Below are 13,544 nucleotides of genomic sequence, written 5' to 3'. Positions count from 1 at the left end.
TTACCGGCCCTGATCGGCCCACAATGCACGTGCGGCAGTCGCAATACTGTCTGCGCTCGGAATCGTCGCGGCATAGGCCGGACCGGTCGCGATGAAACTGTCCTCTGCCGCAATCCGCGCATGCGGCAAATCACTCTGCTCATGCAACATCGCCATCAATGCCTCCGACTGGCTCCCGGTTTGGCGACACTCATCGACCACGAGCACTTTCTCCGCCCCGTCCAGCGCCTTCAGAATACCTTCCACCGGCAAGGGCGCAAGCCACCGCATGTCGATGACCCGCGTCGCAACGCCTTCCTGGGCCAACCGCGCGGCGGCCTGCGTGCTCAGGTAGCGACCGTTGCCATAGGTCAGGATCGCAAGCGGACCTTCCCCGTGAACCCCCACCTCGCCCAGCGCGATACGGTCCTCTGGCGCGGGGTAGGGTGTCATCCACATCCCGTCCTTTTCCTCCAGCAGGTCCCGCATCGGATAAAGTGCAATCGGCTCGACAAACACGACCACCCTTTGCTCTTCGCGCGCCAACCGCACTGCCTCGCGCATCATTCTCGCCGCGTCATCCCCGCGCGACGGGCAGGCAATCACGATCCCCGGAATATCGCGCAAAACCGCCAGAGAGTTGTCGTTATGAAAATGGCCACCAAATCCCTTCTGATACCCAAGCCCTGCAATTCGCAGCACCATCGGGTTGGAAAACTGCCCGTTCGAGAAGAACGGCAAGGTCGCCGCCTCTCCCCGCAACTGATCTTCGGCGTTGTGGAGATAGGCCAGGAACTGAATTTCCGGGATGGGCACGAACCCGTTATGCGCCAGCCCGATCGCCAGCCCCAGAATGCTCTGCTCATCCAGAAGCGTGTCGATCACCCGATGCGCCCCGAACCTGTTCTGAAGTTTCTGCGTCACCCCATAGACACCGCCCTTGGCACCGATGTCTTCCCCCATCGCGACCAGCTCGCCATACTCAAGCATCAGGTCCGTCAGCGCCCAGTTGATCAGGCGGGACATCGGTTGGGGCGTTTTCATCTGTTCAAAATCGCTGCCGAACACCTCGGCGCGCTGCGCTAGGGACGGACCATTTCGCTTGGCATTCGGGCGCGCTGGAGGGATCAGGCTGGCCATGACATCCTGCGCGGTCTGCAATCTGGGCAGCCCGGCAATCTCTTCGGCCACCCGCGCGCACTCCGCTTCGGTCTCGTCATAGATCGCCTGCACCGCGGATGCATCCAGAACACCTTTTTCGATCAGCAATCGCGCGGAATGCAGCAAGGGATCCTGCGCCTCCCAGCCTTCGAAAACCGACTTGGGCAAATACGCTTGCTGAACATCCGATCCCGCGTGGCCATAAAGCCGCACGACCCCCAGATGCAGGAAGGCAGGCTTGCGCGTTTTGCGCACATAGTCCTGCGCCTCCTGTGCGACGCGATAGGTTTCGAACATGTTCAGGCCATCGGCGTGAAAATATTTCAATCCCGGCTTCTGCGAGAAATTAGCCGCAATCCACCCTTTGGGTGTGCGCGTCGAGATCCCGATCCCGTTATCCTCGCAAACAAACAAAAGCGGCATGGGCGCCGATTGATAGGCGCTCCAGCACGCAGCGTTGATCGCCCCCTGCGCCGTCGAATGGTTGGCACTGGCATCACCAAATGAACACAGGACAATCCCGTCGTCTTCCAGAACCGCATGCTCCGGTCGACAGCGTTTTCCAAGCCCGATGGCATAGGCCGCGCCAACGGCCTTTGGCAAATGGCTGGCAATCGTCGATGTCTGTGGCGGGATCATCAGCGCCTTTGACCCGAGGACTTTGTGCCGCCCGCCCGACATCGGGTCATCCCGCGACGTGGCAAAGCTCATCAGCATGTCTCGCACGGCGTCCACCCCCGGCACCTGGGCTGAGCGCCGCGTCTGAAACGCTCCATCTCGATAATGGAGAAACGCCATATCCGTTGGGCGCAACGCGCCTGCCACGGAAGCCATGCCCTCATGCCCGCTAGAGCCGATCGTGTAATACCCCTGCCCTGCGGCCTGCATCTTGCGGGACCGCCGATCAAGGTTGCGACTCAGGCATTGGGCGCGGAAAACCGCCAGGGCCTCGTCATCCGAAAGCGGCCCGTCCGGCGCGGACCCTTCAGGAAAATCCCCCGTAGCAACCCGCCGTTTGAAATTCTCATGTACCACATCCGCACGATCCACGTCGCACCTCCAGTTTTCCGGTCCACCCAACAGTTCTTTCGCGAACTACCCGGCACCGCAAGCCCTTAAGCGTTCCCAAGAAACATTGAAACGCGGCCCCAGAACCCGTAAGTGCAAGGCAACCGAGATTTCGAGGCTAAGATGGCAAACTTTCTTTATCAAAACGACCTCCCGGACGGGCTGGATCTTGGCCCGGTTGTGGCCATTGATTGCGAAACGATGGGGCTGAACCCGCACCGTGATCGTCTTTGCGTGATTCAGATGTCTGGCGGGGATGGCAATGCACACCTTGTGCAGGTGGCCAAGGCCCAGACCGAAGCCCCCAATCTCTGCCGTATGCTCGAGGATCCAAACGTTCTGAAGCTGTTCCATTTCGGCCGTTTCGACATCGCCGCGATGTACAACGCTTTCGGCGCCCTGACCGCGCCGGTCTATTGCACCAAGATCGCTTCGAAACTGGTCCGCACCTATACCGACCGCCACGGGCTCAAGAACCTGCTACAGGAACTGCTGAATGTCGACATCTCCAAGATGCAGCAGCAAAGCGACTGGGGCGCCGAAACCCTTAGCGAGGCTCAGCTCAACTATGCCGCCTCGGACGTGCTTTATCTGCACCGCCTGCGCGACGAATTGAACGCCCGCCTCGAACGCGAAGGGCGAACCGACATGGCGCAAGCCTGTTTCGATTTCCTTCCCATGCGCGCCCGGCTCGACCTTGCCGGGTGGCCCGATCAGGACATTTTTTCCCACTGATGACCGACGCTGATAAACAGACCTTTCTGGACACCGCACGCCGCGTGATCGCGACCGAGGCTTCGGCCCTCGCTCAGCTTGGGCAGGGACTGGGTGACGAGTTTGCAGACGCCGTCGAACTGCTGCTGTCCGCAAAAGGCCGCGTGATCATTTCGGGCATGGGGAAATCCGGGCATATCGCACGCAAGATTGCCGCCACCTTTGCGTCAACAGGCACCCCGGCGCATTTCGTGCATCCTGCCGAGGCCAGCCACGGCGATCTTGGCATGATGGCGCAGGGCGACGTTGTGATCGTTCTTTCCAACTCTGGCGAAACCCCGGAACTGGCCGATCTGGTGGCCTATACCCGCCGTTTCGAAATCCCGCTGATCGGCGTGGCCAGCCGGGCGGAGTCGACGCTCATCAAACAATCCGACATTGGGTTAATCCTGCCCAAGGCCGACGAAGCCTGCGGCACCGGTGTCGTGCCGACAAGCTCCACGACCATGACGCTGGCACTCGGCGATGCGCTTGCCGTTGCGCTGATGGAACACCGTCAGTTCACACCCGAGCATTTTCGCGAATTCCATCCGGGCGGAAAACTTGGTGCGCAGCTGGCCCGCGTTCGCGACCTCATGCATGACGGAAACGCACTGCCCCTGACGTCTTTTGACACCCCGATGTCGGATGTTCTCATCGAGATCAGCCAGAAGGGCTTTGGTGTCGCCGGCGTCTGCGACTCTCAGGGTGCGCTGGTTGGCATCATCACCGATGGGGATTTGCGCCGCCACATGGCGGGCCTGCTCGACCATACGGCGGCGAATGTCATGACGCGAGCGCCACAGACCATCGCGCCCGGCGCGCTTGCCGAAGAAGCAGTGGCAATCATGAACCGGCGCAAGATCACCTGCCTGTTCGTTGTCGATCCCGACGGCTCTGGCGTTCCCATCGGCCTCTTGCATATCCACGACTGCCTGCGCGCGGGCCTGGGCTGATCCCGTGCGGGGCCTGATTACATATTCCAAACTGGTCGCTTGGCTCAAGGTGGCGCTGCCGCTTGCCGCGCTCGCCCTGCTCAGCACCCTTTTCCTTGTGCCGCGTAGCTTTGACCTCGACAGCGCGATCCCCTTCGCCAAGGTCGAACTTGAAAAACGGTTGCGTAACCAACAAATCACGGCCCCATATTTTTCGGGCCAAACCGATCAGGGCCACGCCGTCGCCATCACGGCAGAAACCGCGCGCCCGGATCCCGATGCCCCAAACAGCACAATTGCCGAGAACCTTACGGCTCGTATCGAAACCGTGGACGGTGCGCTTTATACGGCCTATGCGAATACCGGCGTGGCCGATGGCGAGTTTCAGGAAGTCACGCTTGAAGGCAACGTCAAGCTTGAAACCTCCTCGAACTACTCGATCGTGACCAACACGATGATCATCAGCCTCACGGAAATCCGCGCCGAAAGCGGCGGGGAAATCTTGGCCGAAGCTCCATTCGGGACACTGACCGCGGGCCGCATGGCCTTGCGCCCGGCCGACGAGTCCGAGGATATTTATTTGTTTTTCACAAAGGGCGTGAAACTGGTATACACACCCAAAGACACTACGAGGTGACACGTGCATTTGTTGCGCCCGCTGCTGATTGCTGTTCTGGCCACACTACCGGCCATGACCTTTGCCCAAGGTCTCAAGGTCGCCTTTGGCGAAATGCAGCAGGAAACCAACCTTCCGGTCGAAGTCACCGCAGACAGCCTTTCCGTGAACCAGAACGACGGCAGTGCCGTGTTCAAGGGCAACGTCGACGTGTCCCAGGGCGACATGCGCATGACCGCCGACGTGGTGAATGTTCACTATACCTCTGATTCTTCTGGGATTTCGCGTCTTGTGGCCACTGGCGATGTCCTCATCGTTCAGGGGGAGGACGTAGCCGAAGCCGACAGCGCCGAGTACAGCATTGAGTCCGGTACCGTCGTGATGACCGGCAATGTTACCGTGGTACAGGGGCCCAACACGATTTCTGCCGATAGCATGACGCTCAACCTCACGGACAACACCGCCGAAATGCACGGGCGCGTTAAAACCATTCTGAGGACCGAGTAAGCATGGCCAAGCCGGAACTTTCCGTCACTCAGGGCGCATCCGGGCTGCAGGTCGAAAACCTGCGCAAGGCCTACCGCAAACGCGTGGTCATCCGGGATTTTTCGATGGAGCTCAGCCGGGGCGAAGTGGTCGCGCTGCTCGGACCTAACGGCGCCGGCAAAACCACCGCGTTTTATGCGATCGCCGGATTGGTCACGCCCGAAGGCGGGCGCGTCATGATCGACGGTCAGGATGCGACTATGCTGCCGATGTATCGCCGCGCCAAGCTGGGTATCGGTTATCTGCCACAGGAGATGTCGATTTTCCGCGGCCTGTCGGTCGAAGACAACATTCTCGCGATCCTCGATATCACCCAAAAGGACCGCCACAAGCGCCGCGAACGACTCGAAGAACTGCTGTCCGAGTTTTCCATCGAACACCTGCGCCGGGCCCCGGCACTGGCTCTATCGGGGGGCGAACGCCGCCGGGTAGAGATTGCGCGATGCCTTGCAGCAGACCCGAAATACCTGCTTCTGGACGAACCTTTTGCGGGGGTTGACCCGATTTCCGTCGGGGATATCCGACACCTCGTTGCCGACCTCAAGAAACGCGGGATTGGCGTGCTGATCACGGACCATAACGTGCGCGAAACGCTCGAAATTGTCGACCGTGCCTATATCTTGCACGACGGCAAGGTGCTCATGTCCGGCACGCCGGATGACGTGGTCGAAAACGAAAATGTACGGCGCGTCTATCTTGGCGACAACTTCCGGATTTCCTGAACCGGGGTCATAAGAAAATCCGTCGAAAAACGGATTCATGTCATTGACACTTCCCCCCGGAAATACCCAAATACAAGGTATGACATGTTTGCAATCCACCGCTCTGCATCCGGCGGCCTTGTTGGAAAGGCCCGGTCAGACACAAGGATCAAACAAGTCGATTCCCAGCATTCGGACCTGACAAAAACCGCGGCACACGCATGCCCATGGTCCGACATGTCATCGAAAAGGAGACAGGATGCGCTACCAGATAACCGGAAAACACATCGATATCGGTGAAGCCCTTCAGACTCATGTGAAGGATGAACTCAGCACCGTGGTGGGCAAATATGCCGAACGCCCGACCGATGCCAACATTGTCTTCTCCAAAAGCGCGCATGAATATGTCTGCGAGGCGACCGTTCACCTGTCGACCGGCCTGACTGCTCAGGCAAAAGCCCACGCGACCGAGATCTATGCAGCCTTCGACGAATGCAATGAAAAGATGGAAAAGCAGCTGCGCCGTTACAAGCGCCGCCTGAAGGACCATCACCGTGAACGCTCGGAACCGGTTGAACTCTTCGGCGCGTCCTCGTATATCCTCGCGCCAGAAGCGGAAGCTGAGGAATCCGAGCCTGAAACGCTCCAGCCCGTTATCGTCGCCGAGATGGAAACCAAAATCCAATCTCTGAGTGTTGGCGAAGCGGTGATGCAGATGGAGCTTGCAGGGGCACCGGTCCTGGTTTTCAAGAACGAGGGAAAAAGCGGATTGAACGTGGTGTATCGCCGGGATGACGGCAACATCGGTTGGATCGACCCGCAAAACTGAGGTGAGGTGCAGCGCACCCATCCGGAGACACAGGCAGTATGGACCTTTCAACGATCCTCAAGCCGGAGGCGGTAAAAGTCGTTACCTCCGCCTCCAGCAAGAAGCGTCTGCTTCAGGAATTCGGCGATCTCGCCGCGTCTGCTTATGATCTGGATGCGTCTCGCGTTGTCGAGGCGTTGCAAGAGCGTGAAAACCTCGGACCAACGGGTGTGGGCCACGGTGTGGCCCTGCCCCACGCACGCCTTCCCGCGCTGCAAAGCGTGATCGGCGCCTTCATTCTTTTGGAAAAACCCGTTGATTTCAACGCTGTCGACCGCCAGCCGGTCGACATCGCCTTTGCCCTGTTCGCACCGGTGGAAGCCGGGGTCGAACACCTCAAGGCATTGGCCCAAGTTTCGCGTCGACTGCGCGAGGCGTCGATCTGCGCCAAGCTGCGTGCCAACCAGGAAGCGGCGACCCTGTTCACCATCCTGACCGAGACCGACAAGGTTCAGGCCGCCTGATCCGGCGCCCCTGGCCCGCTATTTCCAGCGGTCAAATCCGAAAATCCAATAATCCCGCTGGTAGATGTCGCTGACCAGCGCCTCGATCTCGTCGTCATAAACATCATCAAGTGCCCACGGCTGATCCGAACTGGCTGGCTCTGGATCGGGGGCATCCATCCGCCCGACCTGCACCGCAAGTGCCGGCAGATATGACTGCATTTCGTCCTCGCGAATGATCATGTCAGGCAGCGCCAACTCCCCGAATCCCCGCAGGGCACCCGACTGAGTCGCCCAATGCGCGTCCAGGCGCAAACCGGTCTGACCGGCCAGATTCGCCTTCACAAACTCCAGAAAAGCCAGAAATCCAGCCCTATGTGCCGCAACGTCATAATCATCGCCGGGACCATCCTTGGGCAACGGCACCTTGTATACCTTGCGCAAGGTATTGCGGATCCGACGATAGCTGCCCTCACCGGTTGAAAGGATCCGTGCGCAGTAGGCATGATGCACCCGCGAAACCGGATGCCGGATCACGGTGAAGGTTCTATGCCCGGCATGACCGCGCTTCCACTGGCGCAGGGTCTTCTGGTTGAACTTGGTCAAGAGCGTGTCTTCGTCCACCCCATCCAGAGCCGCCAGCCACCGCATGACCTCGCGCTCTGGTCCGGAACGGATTGGCAGATACATGAGCGGCGCTTTGGCCGCGGCAACATAGGTCGGCACCACCGGGCCGCGCCGGGGTTCGAAATTGGGCGTACGGGACAGGTTGAACCGGTCCAACTCGGCCAATGCCCCCGAGATTTCGCCAAAATTCGACACCTTGTCCGACAGCGGACTGGGATTCTGACGCTTGAGCGACGTATCCAGCGCCTCCAGCCGATCCTCGACTCCAAGAAACTGCGCCAATCCATTCATCACCTGCACATCCTGCAGATCCTCGTAGGCAACATAGAACGCCGTTTGCCCGGTCAATTGCAGCGCCTTCATCAAGGTGACCTGAAACGTCTGCAAATCCTCGACGTGGCGGCGAAACTCCTCACCATCAAATCGCACTTTGCTGTCCTTGCGCCGCCGCACATCGGTCAGCTTCCACTGCCCGGTGGCCTGCGCGATCTTCCAAGACACATAGCTGTCCAACGGGTTCCGCGTCAGCACGATCTTGGCACAGCGCCGATCCTTCAGGCAGTCATCCAGCACCCGGGGATCATGGTCGTGAAAGAACCGAAATCCAGAAAGCTTCCCCGGCTCATCCTTGACGGCCTGCAACAACCGTTTGGGATCGGCCGTCCTTTGTTCAAGCGTGACGCCCAAAATCTCGTCCCGGTTGGGATAGCCGATGAAATGCGGATTGAATGCCTCACCATGACAGCTCAGGCCGGGGAAGGCGTTGATGTTGGTTTCCAGAAAATTCGATCCGGTGCGCATCTCTGCAAACACAACGAAATAGTCAAACTTGCTCGACATGATCCCTTACTGCACCAGATACGGTTTACGCGGCGGCTTCTTCTTTTCGTTATCGGGCTGTTCAACCGGAAAATCGCCCATCAGATAGGGGTGCATCCCCTGGTTCTTGAGGTTCTGCAGGAATTGGCCAAACCCCGTCATGTCCGTCATGCGCGGCGCCTCGGCCAAGCGGCGCGGATTACCTGTGCCGATCTCGTCAATAATCGCCTGCAAGGGCTCCATCGGGGCCTCGATGAATTCAGCCAATGTCCAAATTCGCACCCGCGCCTTGGCATAAGGGGAACGCAGCGCCCAAAGCTGATCATTTTCGAGTTTCTGCAAACGGGCCGCTTCCTTGCGGATCTCGGCGAAATTCCGATTCGATTTGAACAGAGACAAAGCCCAGGCACCGCTGATCATCGAGATTTGCGCATTCGGGTCCTTGGCAATAAACCAAACCGGCGCCCCTTCGTCGCGCGGCCCGACCTGAAAACACTGCCGTTCTCCGCGCGTGTTCCAGATCAGGCTGGCCAGAAAGGCAATCGAATTGTAATCGCGGATTTTCGGGGAATCGCTCAGCGCCCCGTTGATAACTTTCTGTTCCCCGGCAAATTCAGCCCGCTCGGGCGCGAACAGGTGGCCATGAACCTGTGTTCCCGTCGTCTTCGCCAGCCAGGGCTCAAAGTCTTCGAACAGTTCGGCAAACCCGTGAAACACGGAGTACCGCCCGAAGGTCATGCCGTTTTCCCAACCCTCGTTCGGAAACCGGCTCTGCATGTACAACCCCGTCCGCCCCTTGGTCCGCCGCTCGACGGCCTTGGCGAAGATGCGATCGATCTTGGCCGGATTCGGTTCCGTCATCTTGATCGCGCCATCCGGGTCACGCAGGAAACCATCGTAAAGCCTGTTCGCCTTGGGCCAGATCTTCCGCGCCACAAAACAATCCGACCGCCGCAACAGCTGCAGGTGATCATCATAGAAAATATGCGGCTTGCCCTGGAAGTCGAACTTGGAAAGCGTCAGCGAGCGGCTTTCGATATTGGTGGAATAAAGCCGCGCCAGCGTCTGGAAATAGCTCTCGTCCGGAATCCAGACCCGCTTGAAGTAATTATCAAACGTCTCGCGTTCCGGGTCTTCCAGAATGGCCGAAAGTGTCTGACGGGTCAGGCACCACCATTGCGACCCCATATGCGGCACGATCCCGTGCGGAATCTTGCGCTTGATCCTCAGGAACCGCTGAATATCCACCCACTTGTCGAACAGGAAACGCTGTTTGCGCCACGAGAACGGGAAATGCAGGGTGAATCGTTCATGATCCAGCCCGCCCACAGTCCACGGCACATCCGCGGTCGTGGCGCTCTCGATAAAGTCCGTTCGCGGCCGCGCCTTGAGATAATCCTTCAGCTCCTGCACCGGGCGCAACGGCAGGCATGAACCCGACGACAGGTAGACATGGCGCACATTCGGAAAAGCATCGAGCATCAGCTCTGCAGCCGACTGCGAAGCCGCGACCAATCCCCAATTGCCCCATTCACACCGATGCCGCTTGCAAAATTTCACATTCTCTACATCAGCCAGCGCTTTGACAAAACGCTTGTAGGGCCCCGGTTTCACGCTGGCATCGACATGGATCACGACCGGGCAGCCGTATTTGTCCCAATGCCGTGCCACCTGCTCGGCCCGGTCAAACGCCGTATGAACCAGCATGAGGATACCCACGCTCATGCCCAGTTCCCCTTGGACATGAGCCCCAGAATCTCAAGCTGGCGCCAATTGATGTATTTCTCGCTCCATTTGCACCAAAGTTCCGGGTTGTCCCGCAACCGCTTGGCGTAGGCGAGGTATTCAACGCTCGCCGCATAATGCTGTTTGCGCTCAAGCTCCTCTTCGGCCTTGGCCGTAAACGTATCGATGAACTTGGTGTGAAGAAGAAGCCCGGAAGCCTTTTCACCACCCCATTCGTCATAAACCTGGTTAAGACCACGCGGCAAAAGCATGTGGGTCGAGCTGACATAGGTATAGCGCCGGTTCCACTTGACCAGCGGCACCTTGTTAAGCGCTGGCGCCAGTTCCGGATTGTCCGGAAAGAACACGCGCGACCGAGGTCCGCCCTGAATCCAGAGATTCCCGTAATCCGGATTCTTGGACATGGTGTAGTTGCCCGCATCGAACCAACAGGCAATCTCAAGGGGATCTTGCCCGGCACGATAAGGCTGTTCCGTGATCGGCCCACGCGGGTACATATCAAGCAACATGGCGCTGAACGACTTGATAGAGCTCGCGTCCAACCAGTCGGTCAGCGCCGTGATCGGGCGCGTATCGCAGAACGGATAGATAAAGAACTCATCCGGGTCGACCACGAGGCACCAGTGATTGTGCGCATAGCGCAGCTGCAACCAGTTCAGCCAATCCACCCCGAAGCGCGACTTCTTGTAGGAATGGCGCGTGTGCCAAACCGACACGTCAGGTTGCTCTGAAAGGTATTCCAGCGAACCGTCAGTGCTGTCATTGTCCACAAAAAAGAAATGACCAGCGCCTTTTTCACGATAGTATTCAAGGAAATAGGGCAGTCGGATCTGCTCGTTGCGCTGCGTCGAAAACACCAAAAGATCGTTGGGTTTGATCTGGTTCGTACGATCGACGATGCTGCGCAATTCCCGACGTTTGCGAATGGCCCGGACCAGCCGCGCCCGACGTCTCACTCGGAGCCGATATGATTGCCAGACGCCCAATCCGTTTCCTTCAACCTTTCCAAGTCAGCGGGGAAGCCGGACAAAGGGGCTATCACGTTACCCTTAAGACGGTGTTGAAATGCGCCTCCCACGTTGGGGGAAAGTACCGCTTTCCGGTCTGCCCGTCCGGTCCCTCTGACGCCGGTCGCTCCCAAGCCAGAGACATTATTGCCTTTTCCCATGAATAACTGTCCGTAACCGCTGCGTAAATGGGATAATCATGCAGGATTTCCCTCAACACGGGCAAATCGTTGCAGATCACCGGCACGCCCAGAGACGCGGCTTCCACGGGGGGAAGTCCAAAACCCTCCGAAAGGCTGGGAAACACCATCCCCGCCGCACCACGCAACAAGGCAAATACCTGCGTGTCATTGAGGTCGTTAAATTCATGCACAACGCGCCCACTTAGCGGAGACGCCTCCAGCCTTTCAAAGAAAGCCTCCATCATCCAGCCACGACGTCCGCAAATCACGAGATGCGGGATTCTCTCCTCGGGATATTTCGCGGCAAACCGCTCCCAGATATCCAGCAACTGGCCGACATTCTTGCGCGGCTCGATCGTCCCAAGGCAAATCATGTAGGGCCGGTCAAACGCAGGCACTTCCAGATTGTCTTCGTTTTGGAAAAAATCCACTTCCACACCCAGATGCGCAACCTGAATAGGCGGCACGCTTCCCAGTTGCGAGATATGCCGCCGCAGGGCCTGCACGGACGCGTCCGAATTTGTCAGGATCAGGTCCGCCTCGGATTGCGCCGCCGACAGATAATCGCGAAACCGCAGGACCGATTGCGGAGTCTGGTATTCCGGGTAATCCAGCGGGATCGCGTCATGCAGGAACAAGGTGACTTTCGCATCCCGCACAGACTTGATCGCTTGCAGCTTGGATTGCGAAAAGTTCGCCTGATCGACATTGAGATAGACGCTACCGGCCGGCAGGTGCCGCCTCAACATGCGTGCCAACCCCGACGCCGGGCACCGTGCAATGCACAACCGGCGCAAGTCTGCCTCGGTCTGGCGACGATAATCCCCGTTACGTCGTAGTAACCGGGCAACGAGATCCGCCTCCCCCCACGGCACGCGCCCCTCCAGCCGCGTAAGAACCCCCCGCACCCCGTCCGGGTCTAGCAAAACATATCCCAGCCGGGTCCGCGCCAGCCCGAAACACGGCGCAGGCGCGTTGCTCAACGCCTTGAGATATGCAAGGCACACGCGATCCACCCCCGAGGGGCGCCCACCGAACACGCTCAGCGCCCGGGTCAGCTCCAAAAGCCGCGCTGGTGGATTACTTGTCGTAATGGCCGTTTTGGTGCCATCTCCAGGCATCTGCGATCATGATGTCCAATGTGGAACGTTTCGGGGTCCAACCTAGCTCTTTCCCCGCACGTGTCGAGCCGGAAACCAGCTTGGTACAGTCGCCGGGGCGGCGCGGTCCCTCTTCATACGGCACGTCCCGGTTGGTCACGGCGCGGGAATGATCGATCACTTCGCGCACCGAGAACCCGGATCCGGTGCCAAGGTTGAAGACACGGCTGCCCTTGTCATCCTCCAGCCACTTCAGGCCCAGAACATGCGCATCCACCAAATCACAAACATGCACGTAATCCCGGATACATGTGCCATCCGGCGTATCGTAATCCGTGCCAAAAATCGTCAGCGCTTCCCGCTTGCCATCAATCGCGTCCAGCATCAGGGGAATAAGATGGGTCTCAGGGCGGTGAAACTCGCCCACTTCCGCCTCCGGGTCGCCCCCCGCTACGTTGAAATAGCGAAAAATCACATGACGCAGCCCAAAAGCACTCTCGAAATCCTTGAGCATGTCTTCAATGGCGCGCTTGGACGATCCATAGGCATTGATCGGGTGCTGCTCGACACTTTCATCCAGCAACACATTGTCATGCTCGCCATAAGTTGCACAGGTTGAGGAGAACACGAAGTTTCGGCACCCCGCAGCAACCGTCGCCTCGATCAAACTCAGCGAACCGCCCACATTGTTGAGCCAGTATTTGCCCGGCTCCTTCATGCTCTCGCCAACCTGGCTGAGCGCGGCAAAGTGCATCACCGCAACCGGCTGGTACTTGGCAAACACCGCATCCAAGCGCGCCCGGTCCAGAAGATCCCCCCTTTCGAACGGGCCGAACTTCACGGCGTCTTCCCAACCGGTGCACAGATTGTCGTAGGTGACGGGAACATAGCCCGCCTGACGCAACGCCTTGCAGGCGTGCGAACCAATGTATCCGGCACCGCCGGTTACGAGCACATGGTCGGCCATGTCATTTCCTCTTCAGATTATTGAGC

The 13,544-nt window shown here is 58.8% G+C and carries 13 protein-coding genes; 7 read left to right on the top strand and 6 right to left on the bottom strand.

From position 1 onward, the window contains the following. Nucleotides 1-2,190 carry a thiamine pyrophosphate-dependent enzyme gene (locus BMZ35_RS19715; protein WP_093096922.1) on the bottom strand — a complete coding sequence of 730 codons (2,190 nt, stop codon included), beginning with the start codon at nucleotides 2,188-2,190 and terminating at the stop codon, nucleotides 1-3. Nucleotides 2,191-2,331: 141 nt separating this feature from the next. Between BMZ35_RS19715 and BMZ35_RS19710 the strand changes: the two genes are divergently transcribed. The 7 genes from BMZ35_RS19710 (at nucleotide 2,332) to BMZ35_RS19680 (ending at nucleotide 7,091) form a co-directional block, all read left to right on the top strand. Beyond that, the gene (locus BMZ35_RS19710; protein ID WP_093096919.1) at nucleotides 2,332-2,943 is read left to right on the top strand and encodes a ribonuclease D; all 612 of its coding nucleotides are present in this window, start codon (nucleotides 2,332-2,334) and stop codon (nucleotides 2,941-2,943) included. Then, a complete protein-coding gene (locus BMZ35_RS19705; protein ID WP_093096917.1) occupies nucleotides 2,943-3,917 on the top strand; it encodes a KpsF/GutQ family sugar-phosphate isomerase in 975 nt (324 codons plus the stop codon). Before BMZ35_RS19710 ends, BMZ35_RS19705 begins: the two co-directional genes overlap by 1 nt. Before the next feature lie 4 nt (nucleotides 3,918-3,921). After that, entirely contained in the window at nucleotides 3,922-4,533 is a 612-nt protein-coding gene (locus BMZ35_RS19700) for an LptA/OstA family protein (protein ID WP_093096914.1), read from the top strand. A gap of 3 nt (nucleotides 4,534-4,536) precedes the next feature. Then, nucleotides 4,537-5,019: a lipopolysaccharide transport periplasmic protein LptA gene (gene lptA, locus BMZ35_RS19695; protein ID WP_242654871.1), complete on the top strand. Its 483-nt coding sequence runs from the start codon at nucleotides 4,537-4,539 to the stop codon at nucleotides 5,017-5,019. Between the two features lie 2 nt (nucleotides 5,020-5,021). Beyond that, nucleotides 5,022-5,780: an LPS export ABC transporter ATP-binding protein gene (gene lptB, locus BMZ35_RS19690; RefSeq protein ID WP_093096911.1), complete on the top strand. Its 759-nt coding sequence runs from the start codon at nucleotides 5,022-5,024 to the stop codon at nucleotides 5,778-5,780. A 238-nt stretch (nucleotides 5,781-6,018) separates the two neighbouring features. Further along, the gene (gene hpf / locus BMZ35_RS19685; RefSeq protein ID WP_093096909.1) at nucleotides 6,019-6,588 is read left to right on the top strand and encodes a ribosome hibernation-promoting factor, HPF/YfiA family; all 570 of its coding nucleotides are present in this window, start codon (nucleotides 6,019-6,021) and stop codon (nucleotides 6,586-6,588) included. A gap of 38 nt (nucleotides 6,589-6,626) precedes the next feature. Beyond that, the gene (locus BMZ35_RS19680; protein ID WP_093096906.1) at nucleotides 6,627-7,091 is read left to right on the top strand and encodes a PTS sugar transporter subunit IIA; all 465 of its coding nucleotides are present in this window, start codon (nucleotides 6,627-6,629) and stop codon (nucleotides 7,089-7,091) included. An 18-nt stretch (nucleotides 7,092-7,109) separates the two neighbouring features. On the opposite strand, the gene BMZ35_RS19675 is transcribed toward BMZ35_RS19680, so the two are convergent. From BMZ35_RS19675 to galE, 5 genes are read right to left on the bottom strand one after another with little or no spacing between them, the layout of a single operon-like run. After that, on the bottom strand, nucleotides 7,110-8,537 hold the full coding sequence (locus BMZ35_RS19675; protein ID WP_093096904.1) for a sulfotransferase family 2 domain-containing protein: 1,428 nt from the start codon (nucleotides 8,535-8,537) through the stop codon (nucleotides 7,110-7,112). Nucleotides 8,538-8,543: 6 nt separating this feature from the next. Beyond that, a complete protein-coding gene (locus BMZ35_RS19670) occupies nucleotides 8,544-10,241 on the bottom strand; it encodes a DUF5927 domain-containing protein (protein ID WP_093096901.1) in 1,698 nt (565 codons plus the stop codon). After that, nucleotides 10,238-11,248 carry a glycosyltransferase family 2 protein gene (locus BMZ35_RS19665; protein ID WP_093096898.1) on the bottom strand — a complete coding sequence of 337 codons (1,011 nt, stop codon included), beginning with the start codon at nucleotides 11,246-11,248 and terminating at the stop codon, nucleotides 10,238-10,240. Before BMZ35_RS19665 ends, BMZ35_RS19670 begins: the two co-directional genes overlap by 4 nt. Nucleotides 11,249-11,300: 52 nt before the next feature. Beyond that, the gene (locus tag BMZ35_RS19660) at nucleotides 11,301-12,572 is read right to left on the bottom strand and encodes a glycosyltransferase family 4 protein (protein ID WP_093096896.1); all 1,272 of its coding nucleotides are present in this window, start codon (nucleotides 12,570-12,572) and stop codon (nucleotides 11,301-11,303) included. Then, on the bottom strand, nucleotides 12,532-13,518 hold the full coding sequence (gene galE / locus BMZ35_RS19655; RefSeq protein ID WP_093096893.1) for a UDP-glucose 4-epimerase GalE: 987 nt from the start codon (nucleotides 13,516-13,518) through the stop codon (nucleotides 12,532-12,534). The genes BMZ35_RS19660 and galE overlap by 41 nt, the downstream gene beginning before the upstream one ends. Between the last annotated feature and the right edge of the window lie 26 nt (nucleotides 13,519-13,544).

Origin of the sequence: Shimia aestuarii, from assembly GCF_900114635.1 — a bacterium.
Taxonomy (GTDB): Bacteria; Pseudomonadota; Alphaproteobacteria; order Rhodobacterales; family Rhodobacteraceae; genus Shimia; species Shimia aestuarii.
The sequence above is the reverse complement of the archived record's forward strand: the minus strand, read 5'-3'. Positions and strand labels throughout refer to the sequence as shown.